Source organism: Qaidamihabitans albus, assembly GCF_016464705.1.
Taxonomy (GTDB): Bacteria; Actinomycetota; Actinomycetes; order Mycobacteriales; family Pseudonocardiaceae; genus Qaidamihabitans; species Qaidamihabitans albus.
Window position 1 is genome coordinate 1 of sequence record NZ_JAEHOB010000010.1, and the last position, 17,961, is coordinate 17,961.

The window sequence follows — 17,961 nt, forward strand, 5'->3', positions numbered from 1 at the left end:
ACTACCTCGGCTCCGCCACCGTCACCGTCACCGCACACGACGCCGACTCCGGCGTCGACACCGTCGAGTACGACCTCGGCGGTGCCGGGTTCCAGCCCTACACCGAGCCGGTGGTGGTCGAGGAGCTCGGCGAGCACACGGTGACCTACCGGGCAACCGACAACGCCGGCAACACCTCCGAGATCGGCTCGACGAGCTTCACCGTCGTCGAGTCGGGATCAGACGCCTGCCCCGGTTCGGACATCCGGGAGACGGTGGTCATCGGCACCCACGACAGCACCGTGGCCAACGTCGACACCGGGAACGGCTGCACGATCAACGACCTGATCGACGAGAACGGCGAGTACGCGAACCACGGCAAGTTCGTCAAGCACGTCGACCGGGTGACCGATTCGCTCGTGGCCGACGGCGTCATCTCCGGCAAGGAGAAGGGCCGCATCATGAACGCGGCCGCGCGCTCCGACATCGGCAAGTAAGCAGGTAGGAGCACGTTGCCCGGGTCGCCCCATCAACGCGACCCGGGCAACGCTCGTTCCGGCACCCCTCGACTCCGGGATTCGGCAGACCACCGCCCGGGTATCCGGCTCGGTAGCTCCAGCAGACCGAAGCCGACGTGAGGAGGAGCCGTGTCTTCCGCCGAGCGCTCGCCCGCTCCGTACCAGGGATTCGACCGGATGCCGCTCGCCGGCCGGTGGCAGGCGGGCAGCGCCGGTTCGGTGGCAGCCGACGTGGATCCCTACACCGGGGAGACCCTCACCGAGATCCCGCAGGCAGGCGCGGCCGACGTCGACGCGGCCTACCAGGCCGCCGCACGGGCCCAGCGCGACTGGGCCGCTGCGTCGGCGTCCACCCGCGCCGAGGTCTTCGTCCGGGCGGCGGAGATCATGCAGGAACGCCGCGCCGAGATCGTCGACTGGCTGATCGCCGAGACCGGGGCGATCCGGCCGCGCGCGGAATGGGAATGGCTGGCAGTGCGGGCCGTGCTGCTGGAGGCGGCGTCCTACCCGGCACGGGTCACCGGCCGGATCCTGCCGTCGGCGCTCATCGACGGCAAGGAGAACCGGGTGTACCGGCAACCGGTCGGGACGGTGGCCGTGATCAGCCCGTGGAACTTCCCGATGCAGCTGTCCAACCGCTCGGTGGCGCCCGCGCTGGCGGTCGGCAACGCCGTCGTGCTCAAGCCCGCCGGCGACACACCGGTCACCGGCGGGTTGCTGCTCGCCAAGATCTACGAGGAGGCCGGCCTTCCCGCCGGGCTGCTCAACGTGCTGGTCGGCAGGAGCGGCGATGTGGGCGACCCGCTGGTCACGCACGAGCAGTCCGCCGTCGTGTCGTTCACCGGCTCCACCCCCGTCGGCCGGGGCATCGCCGAGAAGGCGGCACTGAAGAAACTGTGCCTCGAACTCGGCGGCAACGGTCCGCTCGTCGTGCTGGACGACGCCGACCTGGACCGGGCGACCGACGCCGCGATGTTCGGTTCGTTCTTCCACCAGGGCCAGGTCTGCATGGCGACGAACCGGGTGATCGCGCACCGGGCCGTGCACGACGAGCTGGTGGACCGGCTCGTGGCGCGCTCGCGGGAGCTGCGCTGTGGCGACCCGCGTGATCCGGCGACGAACATCGGGCCGATCATCAACGCCGGTCAGGTCGAGTCGGTGCGCGACAAGGTCTCCCGCGCGGTTTCCGATGGCGCCGACCTGCTGACCTCCGGTGAGCCGGGGGGCCCGACAGGACAGGTACTGCCGCCGCATGTACTCACCGGCGGCAACGATGTCGCCACCGCCGCGGAGGAGGTCTTCGGCCCCGTGGCGACGGTCGTCCGCGCCGAGGACGCCGAGCATGCGCTCCAACTGGCCAACGACACCGAGTACGGCCTCTCCAGTGGCGTGTTCACGCGCGATCTCGAACGCGGAGTCCAGTTCGCGCTACGGACGCAGGCGGGCATGACGCACGTGAACGACACCACGATCAACGACGAGCCGAACACCGCGTTCGGCGGTGAGAAGGCGTCCGGCATCGGCCGTTTCGGCGGCCCGTGGGCGATCGAGGAGTTCACCACCGACCACTGGGTGAGCGTGCAGCACACCGACCGTGCCCTTCCGATGTAGCGCCTCCCGCTCAACCCCACGCCCCGCGCAGCCGACCGAGCCAGCCGTGGGGCAGCAGTGACATTCCGGTGACCGGGGGTGTCCACACGTAGACCCAGCAGGACGTTCCGCCCACGGTGCACCGCACGCGCCGGTACTCCTCGCCCTCGTAGTCGTCGAGCACCGGCAGCGCGGTCGCCGGATCGCGCAGCCGCACCAGCTCGGCCGGAACGCCGGGCCCCTCCCCCGGGCGGTACGCCGGGTACCCGCGGCCGGTGTCGTAGAGCGTGCCGGGCAGCACGCACGAGCCCTCGTGCCCGGCGACCAGCGGCTCCAGCAGCTTCCACGCCGATGCGCTCCGCATCAGCGTGCCGTACACGGCGAGCCTCGCGGGCCACGAACTCGCTGTCACGGCTCCGATGATGGCAGCAGGCTCAACCGGCGTCGCGCACGACGCTCTCGGCGATCGCCAGCGCCATCGCCATGATGGTGATCTGCGGGTTCACCGTCGGGCAGCTGGGCAGCACCGACGCGTCGGCGACGTAGACACCGTGAACGCCCCGCAGCCGTCCCCCGGCGTCCACCGGGCTCGTCCGCGCGTCGGCCCCCATCCGCGCCGACCCCGAAGGGTGGAACGCGGCGAGGTGCAGCTGGCCGGGCGGGACCTGCTCGGCGATCCGGCGCAGCTGCGCCATGTCGGCGGCGCGCGGATGCCGCGCCAGCCCGGTGAGCACCTCGGTCGCCCCCGCGGCGAACAGCACCTCGCCGATGGCACACATCGCGGCCCGGAGCGTGCGTTCGTCCCGGCGGGCCAGCCGGTAGCGCAGCAGTGCCCGGCCGCTGCCGTGCACCCGCCCTGACGGCGCGTCGGCGATCATGGCGCCGAGGGTGGCCAGGTGGGCGGAGCCGTCGATCTCGGCCCGCAAGCCGCTGCCGACACCGGGCAGCACGAAGGTGCCCATCCCCGGCGGCGCCGCCGTGGCCTCCAGCAGGATGCCTTCACCGTGCAGCTGCTCGATGCCGACGCTCTGCAGCACCCCCCGCCATGACTCGACGGGTTCGGCGAAGCGCCCGGCCAGGCTGACCGCCGGGTGCAGTGCGAGGTTGCGGCCGACGTGCGGATGCCCACCCAGGCCGGAGCGTCGCAGCAGCGGCGGCGTCTCGGTGGCGCCCGCGGCCACGACGACGAGCGGGCTGAGGATCTCCACCCTGGTGCCGTCGGGGCGCCGCGCGGTGATCCCCGCCGCGCGGCCCCGCTCGACCAGCACCCGGTCCACCCGCAGCTCGGAGACGATCCGCGCCCCGGCGGCGCAGGCCTGCGGAAGCGCGTTGAGGTGCACGCCGTTCTTGGCGTTGCGCGGGCAGCCCACCGCGCACTGGCAGCAACCGCCACAGCCGGGTGCGTTGCGCCGCAGGGGGCCGGCCTGCCAGCCCAGCCGTTCCGCTCCGCGCAGCGCGAGCAACCCGTTGCGGCCGAGCACGTCCATCGGCTGCTCGGCGACGCGCAGCGTCCGCTCGACCTCGGGGACGAGGTCGTCGAACCGGTCGACCAGCCCTACCCCGGCGTGCCTGCGCCAGCGTTCCAGCACCTGAGCCGGGGGCCGGTAGCAGGTCCCGGAGTTGACCAGCGTGCTGCCGCCGACGGCCCTGCCGAGCGGCAGCAGCACCGGAGGCAGCCCGAGCGCCGCCGTGGCTCCGCCGTCGCGGTAGAGCTCGCCGAACCGCTCGGCCGGGGTCCGGTCGCGGAAGTCCGCCACGCCGAACCGGCGGCCCTCCTCGGCGATCACCACGGAGAGCCCGGCGCGCGCCAGCTCGCGCGCGACCATCGCACCGCCCGCGCCGGAGCCGATCACGACCGCGTCGGCCGTGCCGCACGCGGGCCACTCCCCCGCGGGAACGCAGTCCAGCTCGGGGTCGGGACGGACGATCGCGGGCCGGGAGGGCGGCCCGGGCGCTCCGGAGGCCAGCAACGCCGGCATCTTGAGCGCGTCGACGAGCGCGGCGACGGCCGGGCGGGCGGCCACGACACGGCACACGGCGTCGCGCTGCCCGGCGTCCAGCCGGTCGAGCCGCCGCCCGGTGAGCAGGACGGCCGCCGCGTCGAACAGGCCCGCGCCCGCGTGCAGCCCGGCCCGCGCCGCCAGGGGAAAGCCGGCACAGAGGGCATCGAGCCTGGTGGCCACCGCGCGGGCGTGTGCGGGATCGTCGATGCCGAGCAGGGCGCCCATCGTCGCGGTCAGCGCCCGCGGCGGTGCGGTGTCCTGCGGAACACCGGCGGCCTGCTCACGCACGGCCGCCCACTTCCGCGTGCGCGGTGCCGAAGAGGTGCCACTCCCGGAACGGCCGCCACCGGCCACCGCTGCGGCGCTCCAGCAGCACGTGCGCGTCGGCACGCTCGGAGTTGCGGCACACGGCCGCGCTGCCGTCCGGGTCGGCATAGTCGACGGCGACCGTGGCCTCCGGCGGCTGGGTGACCTCGATCCGCAGCCGGTGGTCGCCGATGCGGCCCCATACGCGCCAGGTGGGCAGGTCGATCTCGGCACGCAGGCGGAGCGCGGCGAGCAGCGTGTCCCCGCCGGGCCAGTCCCGCCCTTCGACGCGCAGCCGCACGAACGGCAGCGGCGGCAGGCGGCGCAGGCCGGGCCGGGTGGACACCGCGGCGACCACCTCGGCCACGTCGCCGCCACCGAGGTCGGCGTGCAGCCAGGCCCAGCGCCGCGCGTTGCCGTGCCCGTAGATGTGCGCGGTGGCGCCGGGCGCTCCTTCGAGCCGCACCGCGCGTCCGCCGTGCCGGATGGTTCCGTGGAAGCGTGCCGCGGGCTGCGGCACGATCTGCGCGCCGGGCAGCAGTCCGGTGTCCCAGGCCCAGCGCGGAAACGTGAACAGGGGCCCGGAAGCGGTCTCCGCCCGGAGATCCCAGTCGATGTCCCCTGCGCTGCCGGTCAGCCGGTCCGCGGTGGCAATGGCGCCCGGCGTCTCCAGCACGTGCCCCGGCCGCGGCGGTTGCCAGTCATGCGGGCCGAACCTGGTGAACGCCGGTGCCTCTGCCGGCGGGAACGCCGCCGCCCAGCCGTGCAGGTACGGCGTGCCGCCGCCGGCAGGCGCGACCAGCTCGTGGTGTACCCAGAACCCGGTCCCGGTGGCGGGATCGGTGAGGGTGGTGTACCAGACCTCGAGCCTGCCTGGCTCGCCGTTCCAGCGCGGGGCGAGCCGGTCCCGCGAGGTCCGCGTTGGGCTGGGGAGACGGAAGGTGCGCAGCATCGGCCAGAGGTCACGGCGCAGGTGGAAGCGCAGCAGCACCTCCATCACGACAGTGCCCGCGCCGTCGGTCACGGTGGCGGGCAGCGTCGTCATGGAGCGCACCGGGTGGCGGAGGTCGATCGACTTCCAGCCGTCCAGGTGCAGTACGCGCCCGTCGAGGGCGGTGAAGGTGAGCCGGTAGCGGATGCGCCGGCGGGTCAGCGGCGCGATGTGCAGGCTACCGGACGCGTGCGGATCGTCGGCGAGCCCCGGGATACGCACCCGGCCGCGCAGGTCCGCCCGCACGTCGGCGAGCGGGTGCAGCACCTCGGGCACGGCCACGTCGAGTTCGAGGCGGCAGTCCCGGTCGCCGGGAGCGGCCATCACCTCGCTGAAGGTCGTGTGCCTGCGGGTGGTCACCGTCATCGCGCACCTCCTGCCGAGACCATGCTCTCGATCATCAGCCTGCCGGTCAGTTCCAGGTAGCTCGCCGCGCTCGCCCGCACGGCCTCGCGTGCCGCGCCGGTGCACACGGCCCGCACGAGCGGTTCGAGCCGGTCGGCCGCGGCGACGGGGTCGACGAAGGGGCCGCGCAGCACCTGCCGCTGCCGGAGGTAGGTGTCCAGCACGACGTTCATCAGCAGCGGGTACACCCGGTTGCCGCTGGCCCTGGCGAGCTCCCGGTGCCACTCGCACTCGGCGATCTGTGCGGTGTCGGCGTCCGGGGCGTCGCGTACCCGCGACGCGAGCGCCTCCAGTCGCTCGCGCTGCCGCTCGGTGGCGTGCTCGGCGGCACGCACCGCAATCAGCGCGCCGATCTCCGCCCGCACCTCGAAGATCGCCCGCGTCCAGCCGGCCGCGTCCGCGGCGGCCAGCATCGGCAACAGGTCGATGCCGCCCTCGCGCTCGTAGTCCCGCACGCGGGTGCCCACGCCGTGCTTCGTCTCCAGCAGGCCGGACTGGGCGAGCCGCATCAGCGCGTGCTTGAGCGACGTGCGGGTGACGCCGTACTGCTCGGCGAGCTCACGCGCGGGCGGCAGGTACTGCCCCGGCGGGTAGCCGCCGGAGAGGATCTCCGCGCGCAGGCTGTCGGCAACGGCATCGACCACGCTGGGGCGTGCGACCGTTTTGTTGCTCAGTGGCTCACTCACTGAGTGAACGTAACACGCGGCGGACGTCCCGGCTACCCGACGACCGCCTCCCCGTACGGCCGCAGGCGGACCGGTCCGAGCAGGCCGCAGTCCTGCCGCCGCACGGCGCCGTAGACGTCGGGCCTGCTCACGCGCAACCGGTTGATCAGCGTTCCGGCCACCTCGACCTCGATCAGGTTGCGGCCACGGCGCAGGTGCGGGCCCACGTCGACGGCGGGATTCATCGGGTCGACCGGCGGCAGCGCGGCTCCGTTGACCCGGACGCGGGCCGTGTCGGTCACGGCGCCGAGGTCCAGATACGCACCGTGGCCACCGGTCCATTGCGGTTCCAGGTCCACCGTCGTGGTGTACCGGCCGACGCCCGAGACGTCCTCGAACCCGGGAATCCGTGACCACGGCAGCAGTTCGGTGAGGTCACGTTCGTGCCGGTGCCGGACCGTCTCGGTGGCCGAGGCCCCCGGCCTCCAGTCCTCCAGCCGCAGCCGCCACGACGTGAGAGCGCGCTCCTCCGGGACCTCGTCGATGCGCCCGCGTACCGTGCGCCCGTTCGACAGCGTGGTGGCGAAGATCCCCGCGCGGGAGTCGCGGATCACCAGGTCGCGGCCGCGAAAGCGCACCTCGGCCGCCTCGCTGCCGACCACGTGCAACCGGCGGCCCGGGGTGTCGCCCGCCCAGGTCGGCCGGGCGAGCGCGATGATCGTCGACTCGCCGGGACGCAGGGTGACACGCACGTCCACCGTGCCGTCCCGCTCGGTGTAGCGCGCCAGCCGCCGCACGTCGCCGGTCCACGCGTCAAGGATGTAGGGCACCGTGGACCCGGCGGCACCGGGAAGCCGCACGTCGTGGTCGACCTCGACGGTGCCGGAGCCGTTGACGAAGTAGAAGAACGTGGCGTCCCGATCCTGGCGGCGCGCGTGCAGCAACGGGGAGCTCTCGGCGTAGCGGACGTCGGGCTCGACACCGAGCGCGCTGATCGCGTCGGGAATGCCGGGCCGGTCGTCGACCCGGTGCACGCCCGGCTGCGCCAGCAGCTCGCCGAAGATGTCCCTGAGCCGCTCGTTCTCACCCGGTCCGGCGACACCGGGCACCGTCGGCTCGGTCCACGGCCCGACCACGATCATCCGCAGTCCCGCCCTGGCGAACTCGAGCAGCCGCTGCGCCGCGGCGACCGGCATCGTGTTGATCCGGCCGGAGAAGGCATCCCCCTCGAAGACGAGCAGCTTGTACGCCGGTCCGTCCGGGGCGAGCCTGCCGTCCGCCACCCGCGCGCTCGGCAGGTCCAGCAGCCGTGGGCTCAGGAACTCGTGCGTCCAGCCCAGCGGTACCCCGGTGGGCGTGAACCACGCGGCACCGAAGCCGGACCCGGCGTAGCCCTTCTGCCGGAGGAAGGCGACATCGCAGCGGGCGACACCGGCCTGCAGGACGAGCTGGTTGCGGGCGAGGTAGCCGGCGGGGCCGTCGGCGTGCCGCCAGGTCGGCTGCCGGGGGCCCCACGACTCGCTGTACCCGACGCCGCCGTCGTACGGCGTGAACGCGGCGAAGCCGGGCCACTGCGCGCCGGGCGCGTCCGCGTAGGAGAAGCCGTGCAGGACGGCCTGGTTGACCCCGGCGGAGAACTCCCGGCCGATCGTGCGCAACGCCCGTTCCCAGGTCACGCTGTACGAACCGCCGAAAACCGCGGCGGCCTCGCTGGAGAGAATCGTCTTGCCGCCCATGTCCCGGCCGCCTGCGAGTGAGCGGAAGTCGTCGAGGTTCTTGAAGCCGAGCGACTCCCCCTCGGAGATGTCCACCAGCGATGCCTTCGCGACCGCGTCGGTCTGCAGGCCGTACGGCTGGATGCGCAGCCGCATCCCGAGCCGGTGCAGCCAGTCCTGCAGCGGTAGCAGGTGCTCGTCGATGTAGAGCTGGCTGAGCACCTCGTTGAAGTCGTTGCGGACCCGGCCGGAGACACCGGTGTCGAACTCGAACACCGGGTCCTCGTCCTCCTGCACGATCACCGGCAGGTACAGCATCAGCGAGTAGCCGAGCCGGGCCTCGAACTCCTGAGGCATCCGCGGGGTCCACAACGTGGCGTCGGTCTCCATCTCGATGGAGTCCTCGAACATCGCTCCGCCGTTGTCACGCAGCAGGCCCCGGATCCGGGGCGTGAGGATGTGCCGTTCCCAGAACTCGATGACGGCGCTCGTTCCGGCGCGGCCGAAGTGATCGACCACATAGGACACCGGCTCGGTGTGCGGGCCGCGTTCGGGCCGCTGTCCCGAGCCCCGCAGCCAGTACGCGATGAGCAGCCAGGTGCCCTCGTCCGGAGCCGTCCACGAGATCATGCCGTCGCGCACCCGGCCGGTGAGGTCGGTGACCGAGCCGGCGACCAGTTCCGGTCGCCGGTCCGTCGGGGTGCTGCCGGGGCCGAGCCGCGCTGCTTGCAACGCGAACAGTTCCTGCCTGCGCACACCGTCCGCCGCCGCGACGTGCGCCGGCGGCAGCGGGCCGGAGTAGGTCTGCCCCGGCTCGACGGCGACGCTGCCGTGGGCCAGTTCCTTCACCGCGCCGTCGCTGTCCGGCGTGACCGACGGAACGGCGGCCGGCCAGGCCGGGCCGATGGTGACGTCGACGACGACGCCGCGGCGGCGGGCCTGGTCGAGGGCCGCGTCGAGGCCCGCGACCCAGGCCGCGGTACCCCACCCGGTACCGGCAGGATCGAGCGGCTCCTCGGCGCTGTGATGGACGTCGGCGATCTCCACGCCGCCGAAACCAGCGTCGGCGATCGTGTCGATCTCCCGGCGGATCTCCGCGGGGGCGACCATGCCGTGCGGCCACCACCAGCGGAACTTCGCCTGCACGTCGCGTGGTGGCGACGTGAACGCGGCGGCGAAGGCGTCCCGGCCGGTGCGGCCCTGTGCCACCGCGGTGCCCGTGCCCAGTGGCAGCGCCGCCGCGGCCGCGAGCGCGGCTCCGGTCGCGAGGAAGCCGCGCCGGGACAGTCCACCGCCGGTGGTCGTCTCGTCGGTCATCGTGCTCTACCTTCCTGCTGCCGGAACGGGGACGAACGTGGTGGTGCCCGAGCCGACCTCGAAGAGCACCCGGTCGCCTTCGGTGCCGGTCCGTTTCGCGTCGGTCCTGCCCACCGCGCGGTAGTCGGTGCCATCGGCCACAGGCAGTTCGACGTGTGCGGTGGCGTTGACGGGGACGTCGAGCCGAGCGCGCAGTCCGTGTGGCGTGCGCACCCAGTCCAGTGCGACGGGGCCGCGCTGGGTGTGCACGGTGCCCCTTGCGTGGTCCAGACCGGTGGCGGGCGGGTGGACGGTCACCGTCGCGCCGCCCGCCGTGCCGGGCCGGATGCCGAGCAGCGTCTCGACGACGTCCACGGCGGCCTGCGCGCCCCAGCCGTGTGACTGGCTGAAGTTGGTACCGGGATCGAGCGTCCACGCCTCCCAGGTGAACGTGGCACCCTGGTCGAGGATGTTGGCCCAGCCGAGGTCGTCGCGGTCGGTGAGCAGGTCCAGCACGGCTTCGGGACGGTCCGCTTCGGACAGTGCGCGTAGGAGCCAGTGCGCCGTCATCGGCCCCTGCCGCATGCCCATTCCGGCCAGGTGCTCGGCGAGGCGCGGGTAGTCCCGCTCGGGCGCGACGCCGAACGCGATCGCGTACGAGGTGGAGTGCTGCCCCCGGTGCTCGCTCTGGGTGCCGTCGCCCCGCAGGCCGTCGACGTAGGTGCCGTCCCCCGCGCGCAGCTTGGCGTTCATCGTGTCGGTCAGCGCGGCCTCGGCCTGCCGGTACGGCGCGGCCTCGGCGTCGGGCCGGTCCAGCACCTGCGCCATGTCCGCGGTACGGCGCAGGACCTCGACGCCGAGCGCGTTGATCGTCGTCCGGGCGGCGGTGTCCATGTCGTAGCCGAAGCGGCCCGGGGCGGGCCAGTCGACGATGCCGTAGCGATACGGCCCGCTGCCACCGGCGAGGTCGGTCACGAGTCCGGCGGTGGGGCCGCTCTCGGGGATGTGGCGCAGCACGTAGTCGGCCGTCGCGCGGATCGCCGGATAGGCCTCGGCGAGCAGCCCGCGATCACCGGTCACCTGGTAGTAGCGCCACACCCAGTCGACGAAGATCTCGGTGTAGTCAGGGATGTCGCGTTTGCCGTCACCGTTGGGGTAGACGGCGTTGTAGCGGCCCGCGCTGTCGCCGGCCGACCAGAACCGTTGCTGCGACGCGAGGAACTCGCGGATCGCCTGCTGGGTGGCGTCGCGCTCGGCGAAGCCCTGCATCGTGGCGTAGGAGATGGCCGCCGCGTCACCGAGGAACTGGCCCTTCTCCCGGGTCGGGGTGTCGACGAACTGCTCCTGCACGGAGTACAGCGCCGAGCGCTGCATCATGTCCCAGACCTCGTTCAGCGTGTGGTCCGAACTGCGGAAGGCGGCCTGCCTGCCTGCGGGCACGGCCGTGTGCACGACGACGGCCGAGACGTCGTCCAGCGCGATGCCCTCGCCGGCACCGGGAATCTCCAGGTAGCGGAAGCCGAGGTGCGTGAACGCCCGGTAGTCCTGCGGGCCGTCCGCCTGCGTGTACGGGAAGTCCATGTTCGTGCCCTGCGTGGCCAGCGTCGACGTGGCGACCCGCCCGTCGCCGGTCAGCTCGTAGCCGGTGCGCAGCGGGATCGCCCGGCCCGCGACGCCCTCGTCGAAGCGCACCTGCGGCCGCGCGGGGATGACCTTGCCGAAGTCGGCGACGACCGTTCCGTCGTCGGCGGTCAGCAGCTCGACGGCCGGGACCTCGGTCTCGGTCAGCCGCGTCTCCTGGCCGATCAGGTGCGGAAACGCCTCGGTGGGGTGCGCGCCGAGCGCGTTCGCCCCCTGCCAGCCGGAGTCGTCGAAAGCGGGCAGCGACCAGCCGTCGATGATGCCGCGGGCGTCCTGCTGGTCCACGCGGTCGCCCTCGCCGTTGCGGCGCGGCGCGTCCGCGACGAACCGCGTGTCACGGGTGACGCGCCAGTCGCCGTCGGTGCCGACGACCCGGCGGGTGCCGTCCGCGTGCTCGATCACGAGCTTGTGCAGCAGGCCGCGCTGGGCGGCCGGGCGACCCTGGCCCCCGCCGTACCAGTGGTACCGGATGCCGATCGCCAGCGGCTGCCCGGAGTCGACGAGGTCGGTCACGTCCGCGGCCTGGTAGTAGCCCTCACCCGGATAGCCGAACGAGGCACCCCGGTCGGCGCGGGCGCCGTTCAGGAAGAGCTCGTAGGTGTGGTTCGCCGCGGTGTAGGCGCGGGCCCGCACGACGGGGCTCGCACCGACCTCGATCCGGGTGCGCGCGAGGGTGTAGTCGTCCGCCTCCCCGGTGTCCCGGCGGATCCACTGTGCGCCTTCCCAGCCGGCGTCGCCGATCCCGGTCTCGAACGTGGCCGGATCCGCCCAGGGGGATCGCTGGCCGGTGCGGTCCCAGGTGCGGACGGTCCAGCGGTAGTCCTCGCCGGGCGCGAGCCCGGCACCCTGGTACGGCACGTAGGACTGTTCGGCCGAATCGACCCGCCCGCTGTCCCACAGGACCGTGCCGTCGCCGGGGTCGGTGACCTTGAGCTGGTAGGCGGTCTGCACCTCACCCGGGTCACGGTCGCGGGGCAACCAGCCGAATACGGGCGGTCCCTCCACGTTCAGAGCGGCCGTGTCGTCGTTGACGGTGAGCAGACCCGGCTTCTGGGGTGGGTGCCCCCGCTCGCCGCCTGCCGCCGGACTCGCGAGGAGGCCTCCGGTGAGAACGAGACACAGGGCCGAGGCGAGGGGGATCGCGATCGCGCGACGCTGACGCATGGCTGCTCCTACTGCCTGGACAAAAACGTTTCAATGACCCTAGTTGGGCGACCGTGGAGCAACCAGCGTTCTGACCGGAAGCGGACATTCTTACTTGCCGTGACACCGCGCCATGAGCCGTGCCATCGAGCGATGGAAGGAGCGCACCTCCTCCTCGGACCAGTCGGCGGTCAGTTCGGCGAAGACGGACTCCTGCCAGTCGTGCGCCGCCGTCAGCAGTTCGACCCCCTTGTCCGTGATGAGCAGGACACGACGGCGAGCGTCCTCGGGCGAGGCCGCCTTGCACAGGTAGCCGCGTAGCACCGCCTGCGCGACGAGGCGGCTGGCGCCCGACTGATCGATACCGAGCTCGTCCGCCACGTCGTTCACCGTCGCTCCGGTACCGGCCCGGCGCGCGAGCACCGCCTCCGTCACCAGGACGTCCCGGCCGTTGCCGCGATCCACATCGTCCGTGCGAGGCCACCGGCGAGCCCAGTATCTGACGAACTGGAACAACGTCCGGCCGGGCCCTTCGCCGACGTCCATCGCGCGAACTCCCTCCGCGGCGCTTGACAGACACATGCGATACGCATGCAATATATATGCATATCGCACAGAGTTGACGGAGGAGCATGGGCAAGGACTGGGCGCCCGTCCATGAATGGCACCGGGCCGTGAACCAGCGGGACATCGGCGCGGCACGACGGATCGCCGATCCGGACATCGAGATCGGCGGGCCGAAGGGCACCCGCGTCGGCGCCGACCACCTCGTCGACTGGATCCACCACGCGGGTATCCGCCTCCAAGCCGTGGCCTGGCACCCGATCGACGAGCACCGTGTCGTTGTGGAACAGGATGCGACCTGGCCGGACAATCCCGGCGCCGACCCGGGCGCGGCTCCGGTCCGCACCGCGACGCTGTTCAAGGTCGCCGGGGGCCGCGTCACCTCGGCCCTACGCTATGACGACGGCGTGCACGCCGCTCTCCGCGCGGCCCAGGACTCGTGAGTGCGCACACGAGTTCTAACTCGCGCAGCCACTCACGAGCGCTCCGGTAGGTGCCGCGCTCAGTCCAGCAGAACCGGTAGTGACTCGACTCCGTACACGATCGACGCCTTCCGGAACTCGAGCTGCTCCGGCGGAACCTGCAGGCGCATGTCGGGGAATCGCCGCACCAGAGCCGGATACGCGGCACGCAGCTCCATCCGCGCCAGCTCGGCACCGATACAACGGTGGGCGCCGTAGCCGAACGCGAGATGCGGCGCCGGGGCGCGATCGCGGTCGAACCGCTCCATGTCCGTGCCGAGCACCTCATCCCGGTTCGCCCCGCTCAGTGAGCAGAGCACCACGTCGCCCGCCGCGATCGTCGTGCCCGCGACCTCCACTTCCTCGCGGGCGAACCGGGGAAACGCGACCTGCACGACGGTCAGGTACCGCAGCAGTTCCTCGACGAACGCGGCGATGGAGTCATCGTCCTCCCGAACGAGCTTGAACGACTCCGGATCCCGCAGCAGCACGAGCGCACCGAGCGCGAGCATGCTCGCCGTCGTCTCGAACCCGCCGGTCAGCACGCCGTCGGCGAGCCCGGCCAGCTCCCGGTCGCTGACCTCGTCGCCATGCTCCTTGATGATCATGCCCAGCAACCCGTCGCCGGGGTTCTCGCGCTGCTTGTGCACGACGCCCAGCAGGTACGTCAGCGACTCCGAGATCGCACCCAGCGACGCCCCGGCACCTCCGAAGAGGTCGAACCGCGCCATGCTCAGGTGCTGGAACTCCTCGCGGTCCTCGTAGGGCACGCCGAGCAGCTCACAGATCACCAGCGACGGAATGGGCAGCGCGAAGTAGTCGACGAGATCCACCGGACCGTCGGCCTTCGCCATCGCATCGAGCTGCTCCTGCACGATCGCGTCGATGCCCGGCCGCAGCCGCGAGAGCCGCCGCATCGTGAACTCCGGAGTCAGCAGACGGCGCAGGCGCGTGTGGTCCGGCGGGTCGGCGAAGCCCAGCCCGCCGGGGTTCTGCTCGTCGGCCGCGCCCGCCGTCCCGACGAGATTGGTGAAGTCGTTGCTGAACTGCTTGGTGTTGCTGAGCACGGCCTTGGCTTCTTCGTGCCCGGTCACCAGCCACACGTTCATCCCGAACGGGATCGGCAGCCTGCTGACCGGCTCCCGCTCCCGGGTACGCCCCAGCTCCGGCACCGGGTCCAGCCCGTCTCGCTTCAGCGGCAGCAGAGCCGAATCCGGAAGGAGAGCCATTTTCGACAGGTCGAGGCCCTTTTTCCGGGCACGCGTCAGGTACAGACGCGTGAACCAAGAAGTAATGCGCGACCGGAGATACCCCACGGCCGCGACGGTACAGATTTCCGCACGTACGGTGGGCTGCCGCCGCGCGGCGTGTGATACAAGCCACCCGGACGGCGCAACGCCGGCGACGCCGGCGACTACGGAGTGTCCACGGCCAGGTCGACGGACGGGCTGAGGTCGAGCCGCCGATGCAGGCCGCCCGCCGTCAGCGCACGCAGCACGGAGCGATTCCCGCCGGCGACGACCCGGAGCCGGTGGCCGCGTCGCTCGGCGTGGTCGTGCACCTCCGCCAGTACGGCCAACCCGGCCGTGCCGAGGAAGCCGACGCCGGAGAGATCCAGCACGAGTACGTCGTCGGTGTCCCGCAGCCTGCCACGCACCGTCTCCGCGAACTCGGCTGCGGTCAGCAGATCGACGTCGCCGCGGACTGTGAGTACGACGGCTCCGGCCCTCGGTCGTCGCACACTCGACCGTAGTTCCGGACCACCGGGCACGAGATCACCGGCGCTGCGCGGGCGCGGGACCGTCCCGGTCTGCTGCCTCAGGGCCGATTCGATAGTCGTCACGATGCTCGCCTTCTTCACGTCCGCCCAGGGACGCGGTAGCGGCGAGAACACACGTCTCTCGACGAAGCCCTCTCGCCGCACGCACCCTGGATTGCCAGGAACTTGTGACGGCGGCTACGGGCTGAACCGCAGTGTCCAGTGTAAGCACGCCAGGCAGCGCGGACAACGCTCACCACGAAAGTGGGAAATGCGGCGGACCTCGCACCGGCCCCCGCCGTTGTCCCCGGCGTGGCGCAGGAGGATCGTGGACGAGATGACACCGCACAGTGCCGAGCGCACCGCGACTCGGCTGGCGCGCGCTCTCGCGCAACGAGGCGCGCGCGCCGAGGCGGTCGGCGTCCTGCGGGCCTGGAACGGCTACGACACTCCCCAGGCCCAGGATCACCTCCACGACTGCCCCGGCGACCAGGAAACCGAGGCCGCCCGGATCGCCGAGGCGGTCAACGCCGCCGCGCACTCGCAGGACGACCCGGACTGGGAATGACCCGTCAACCTCGTGAGTGGCTACGCGAGTTCTAACTCGCGTAGCCACTCACGAGCGGTGACCAGGCCGCTCTCGCGCCCGCGGCACGCTCTCGATCTCCGCGGAACTCACCTCGCCCTCGGCCACCGACCGCGCGAACTCCCGAAGCGGTACGTCGCGGTGGCTCGCGTGAGCCTCCACCAGCGCACGACCCCGCTCCGGCGAGATGTCGAGCGAGCCTGCGACGAGACCCACGACCTGGCCCAGTGCCACCCGGTCGTTCAGCGCGGTCATCGTCTGCTCGGCGAGACGTTCCGCCCTGCGGTTCACGTCCGGTTCCTGGGACAGCCCCAGCACCGCAAGATCCGCAAGAGCCTGCGCCCACCTGCGCTGCTCGGCCGGAAACGGCACGGCCGCCGTGTGCAGCAGGTTCAAGCCGCCGACGGCCCGCCCGCCCAGGCGCAGCGGCAGCGCGTGCACCGCCCGGTAGCCGACTTCCAGCGCGGCCGAGACGAACTCCGGCCACCGCTGTTCCCGCTCCAGGTCCTCCACACTCACCACGTCGGCCTCGCGGATGCAGTCGAGGCAGGGTCCCTGCTCGACCTGGCTCTGCAGCACCTCCACGAACCGGGCCCGTTCGTCCGAAGCCGACACCACCTCGACGCCACCGCGGGGGTCCACCAGCATCACCCCGGTCGCGGCGACGCCCAGCAGCTCCGCGCAACCGTCCGTGACCAGCCGCAGCAGCGTGCTGCTGTCCCGCCCGGCGACGAGGCCGCCGGTGATGTCGCTCAGCACTTCGCCGAAACCGTCCTGTTCGGGCACACCGGACAGCATACGGCCACCATCCCACCCGAAAAGATCGCCACGATCACTCACTCCGCCGGAAACTCCAGACTGATCCGCCGTTGCACCACATCCTGCGCCACGTCCAGCACCGAACGTCCCTCCATGAACGCGTGCGCCCGCAACCGCGCGAAGGCGTCGTCCAGGCTGATCCGCAACCGGGCGGCGAGCATCCCGGTGGCCACGTTCACGTCCTGATACGAGTTGACCGGCCGCAGCGCGTCGAGCCCGGCCAGCTCGTCGTTCTCGGTCTGCCGCAGCAGCGCCGTCGTGGCCAGGTCCGCCAGCACGACCGCGTCGGTCAGGCTCTGCGCGGCCAGCCCGCCGGGCCTGCGCCTGTAGAGCGCGAGCGTGCCAAGGCGGATCATGCCCACCTGCATCGGGAACGCGAAGGCGGCCGCGGCACCCGACGAGAGCGCGGCCTCCGCGAACCCTGGCCACCGCGCCTGGTCGGCGGCCAGGTCGGCCACCAGCACCGGCCCGCCGGTGGCGAAGGCGGCCACGCCGGGGCCCTCGCCCAGCGTGTACTGCTCCTCCTCCAGCCTCGCTCCCCATCCGTCGCTCGCGGCGAGCAACTCTTGTGCCCTGGACTCGGTGCGCAGGCTGAGCGCCGCGGACGCCACACCGGTCAGCACGGCGACGCACACCTGGCAGACTCCCCGCGCCCAGTCGCCCCCGGCGCTGTCGGTCACCGCACGCCACAGCCGTTCCCGGCGTATCCCGTCCACAGCAGTTTCCTTCGCTACCGGCGCGCGCGAACCCGTACGAGGCGGCGCGGCACCCCCTGGCCGCTGCCGGGCCCGCCTGCGACCGACACCACGATTCTCGATCCTCCTGTCGTCGGGTGAATGCGAAGAGTACGAAACGCCGTCCGCGTTCACCACTGGTACTACCTACCCGCGGCGCGCGCGGGCAACACGCCCGGTCAGAGCCAGCCACGGTCCCGGGCGATCCGCACCGCCTCTGTCCGGTTGCGCGCGCCCAGCTTGGCCATCGCGGTCGACAGGTAGTTGCGGACGGTCCCCTCGGCGAGATGCAGGCTGCGGGCGATATCGCCGTTCGCCGCTCCCTCGGCCACCTCCCCGAGCAGCTCCCGTTCCCGGTCGGTGAGTGGATCCCCGTGGTCCCACGCGGCCAGCGCCAGCTCGGGGGCGACCACCCGCTCGCCCGCGTGCACCCGGCGCAGCGCCGTGGCCAGCTCGGCGATGGGCGAGTCCTTGAGGATGTAGCCCGCCACCTGGAGCTCCATCGCCCGCCGCAGGTAGCCACTGCGGGCGAACGTCGTCACGATCAGGACCCGGGTGGGGCTGCCTCGCGTGCGCAGCTCCGCCGCGACGTCCAGCCCGCTGCGCCCCGGCATCTCGATGTCGGTGAGCAGAACGTCGGGCCGGTGCCGCTCGACGGCGGCGAGCGCCTCGTCGCCGTCGACCGCCGTCGCCAGCACCTCGATGTCCGGTTGGAGGTCGAGCAGGGCCGCGAACGCGCCCAGCACCATCTCCTGGTCCTCCGCCAGCACCACGGTCAGCACCACG

Annotated in this window: 16 protein-coding genes; 4 read left to right on the forward strand and 12 right to left on the reverse strand. The window is 72.3% G+C overall.

Going from position 1 to position 17,961, the window contains the following annotated elements; all coding sequences use genetic code 11:
• Window positions 1-476 (forward strand): OmpL47-type beta-barrel domain-containing protein (locus JAP66_RS19365; RefSeq protein ID WP_372448989.1); only part of this gene is annotated, 476 nt, incomplete at its 5' end.
• 150 nt (window positions 477-626) lie between these two features.
• Window positions 627-2,108, forward strand: coding sequence for an aldehyde dehydrogenase family protein (locus JAP66_RS19370; RefSeq protein ID WP_199433209.1), 1,482 nt, complete (start codon window positions 627-629; stop codon window positions 2,106-2,108).
• Window positions 2,109-2,118: 10 nt separating this feature from the next.
• On the opposite strand, the gene JAP66_RS19375 is transcribed toward JAP66_RS19370, so the two are convergent.
• The 7 genes from JAP66_RS19375 to JAP66_RS19405 all read right to left on the reverse strand — a co-directional run bounded on the left by JAP66_RS19375 (window position 2,119) and on the right by JAP66_RS19405 (window position 12,798).
• Window positions 2,119-2,499, reverse strand: coding sequence for a gamma-glutamylcyclotransferase family protein (locus tag JAP66_RS19375; protein WP_199433210.1), 381 nt, complete (start codon window positions 2,497-2,499; stop codon window positions 2,119-2,121).
• Between the two features lie 22 nt (window positions 2,500-2,521).
• Window positions 2,522-4,378 carry a GMC family oxidoreductase gene (locus JAP66_RS19380; protein WP_199433211.1) on the reverse strand — a complete coding sequence of 619 codons (1,857 nt, stop codon included), beginning with the start codon at window positions 4,376-4,378 and terminating at the stop codon, window positions 2,522-2,524.
• On the reverse strand, window positions 4,371-5,753 hold the full coding sequence (locus JAP66_RS19385; protein ID WP_199433212.1) for a tocopherol cyclase family protein: 1,383 nt from the start codon (window positions 5,751-5,753) through the stop codon (window positions 4,371-4,373). Before JAP66_RS19385 ends, JAP66_RS19380 begins: the two co-directional genes overlap by 8 nt.
• Entirely contained in the window at window positions 5,750-6,478 is a 729-nt protein-coding gene (locus JAP66_RS19390; RefSeq protein WP_199433213.1) for a FadR/GntR family transcriptional regulator, read from the reverse strand. The genes JAP66_RS19385 and JAP66_RS19390 overlap by 4 nt, the downstream gene beginning before the upstream one ends.
• A gap of 32 nt (window positions 6,479-6,510) precedes the next feature.
• Window positions 6,511-9,489, reverse strand: a complete 2,979-nt coding sequence (locus JAP66_RS19395) for a glycosyl hydrolase (protein ID WP_199433214.1) — start codon at window positions 9,487-9,489, stop codon at window positions 6,511-6,513.
• 6 nt (window positions 9,490-9,495) lie between these two features.
• Window positions 9,496-12,273 carry a family 78 glycoside hydrolase catalytic domain gene (locus JAP66_RS19400; protein ID WP_199433215.1) on the reverse strand — a complete coding sequence of 926 codons (2,778 nt, stop codon included), beginning with the start codon at window positions 12,271-12,273 and terminating at the stop codon, window positions 9,496-9,498.
• 90 nt (window positions 12,274-12,363) lie between these two features.
• Window positions 12,364-12,798, reverse strand: a complete 435-nt coding sequence (locus JAP66_RS19405) for a MarR family winged helix-turn-helix transcriptional regulator (RefSeq protein ID WP_199433216.1) — start codon at window positions 12,796-12,798, stop codon at window positions 12,364-12,366.
• 86 nt (window positions 12,799-12,884) lie between these two features.
• Between JAP66_RS19405 and JAP66_RS19410 the strand changes: the two genes are divergently transcribed.
• On the forward strand, window positions 12,885-13,259 hold the full coding sequence (locus JAP66_RS19410) for a nuclear transport factor 2 family protein (RefSeq protein ID WP_199433217.1): 375 nt from the start codon (window positions 12,885-12,887) through the stop codon (window positions 13,257-13,259).
• Between the two features lie 59 nt (window positions 13,260-13,318).
• Here JAP66_RS19410 and JAP66_RS19415 read toward each other — a convergent pair whose 3' ends face one another.
• Window positions 13,319-14,572 (reverse strand): cytochrome P450, encoded by a 1,254-nt coding sequence (locus tag JAP66_RS19415; protein WP_307849640.1) that lies wholly within the window; start codon window positions 14,570-14,572, stop codon window positions 13,319-13,321.
• A 119-nt stretch (window positions 14,573-14,691) separates the two neighbouring features.
• Complete coding sequence (locus JAP66_RS32215) at window positions 14,692-15,120, reverse strand: STAS domain-containing protein (RefSeq protein ID WP_199433219.1); 429 nt, start codon at window positions 15,118-15,120, stop codon at window positions 14,692-14,694.
• Between the two features lie 244 nt (window positions 15,121-15,364).
• Here JAP66_RS32215 and JAP66_RS19425 point away from each other — a divergent pair, with 244 nt between their 5' ends.
• On the forward strand, window positions 15,365-15,604 hold the full coding sequence (locus JAP66_RS19425; protein WP_372448990.1) for a hypothetical protein: 240 nt from the start codon (window positions 15,365-15,367) through the stop codon (window positions 15,602-15,604).
• 48 nt (window positions 15,605-15,652) lie between these two features.
• Here JAP66_RS19425 and JAP66_RS19430 read toward each other — a convergent pair whose 3' ends face one another.
• The 3 genes from JAP66_RS19430 to JAP66_RS19440 form a co-directional block, all read right to left on the reverse strand.
• Window positions 15,653-16,408 carry a GAF domain-containing protein gene (locus tag JAP66_RS19430; RefSeq protein WP_307849629.1) on the reverse strand — a complete coding sequence of 252 codons (756 nt, stop codon included), beginning with the start codon at window positions 16,406-16,408 and terminating at the stop codon, window positions 15,653-15,655.
• Window positions 16,409-16,458: 50 nt separating this feature from the next.
• Window positions 16,459-17,157: a GAF and ANTAR domain-containing protein gene (locus tag JAP66_RS19435; protein WP_307849630.1), complete on the reverse strand. Its 699-nt coding sequence runs from the start codon at window positions 17,155-17,157 to the stop codon at window positions 16,459-16,461.
• 197 nt (window positions 17,158-17,354) lie between these two features.
• Window positions 17,355-17,957, reverse strand: a complete 603-nt coding sequence (locus tag JAP66_RS19440; protein ID WP_199433221.1) for a response regulator transcription factor — start codon at window positions 17,955-17,957, stop codon at window positions 17,355-17,357.
• Window positions 17,958-17,961: the final 4 nt, after the last annotated feature.

Excerpts from the sequence above, each read along its gene's own strand:
- JAP66_RS19385 (WP_199433212.1), bottom strand. The coding sequence starts at position 5,753 with ATGACGGTGACCACCCGCAGGCACACGACCTTCAGCGAGGTGATGGCC.
- JAP66_RS19395 (WP_199433214.1), bottom strand. The coding sequence starts at position 9,489 with ATGACCGACGAGACGACCACCGGCGGTGGACTGTCCCGGCGCGGCTTC.
- JAP66_RS19400 (WP_199433215.1), bottom strand. The coding sequence starts at position 12,273 with ATGCGTCAGCGTCGCGCGATCGCGATCCCCCTCGCCTCGGCCCTGTGT.
- JAP66_RS19405 (WP_199433216.1), bottom strand. The coding sequence starts at position 12,798 with ATGGACGTCGGCGAAGGGCCCGGCCGGACGTTGTTCCAGTTCGTCAGA.
- JAP66_RS19410 (WP_199433217.1), top strand. The coding sequence starts at position 12,885 with ATGGGCAAGGACTGGGCGCCCGTCCATGAATGGCACCGGGCCGTGAAC.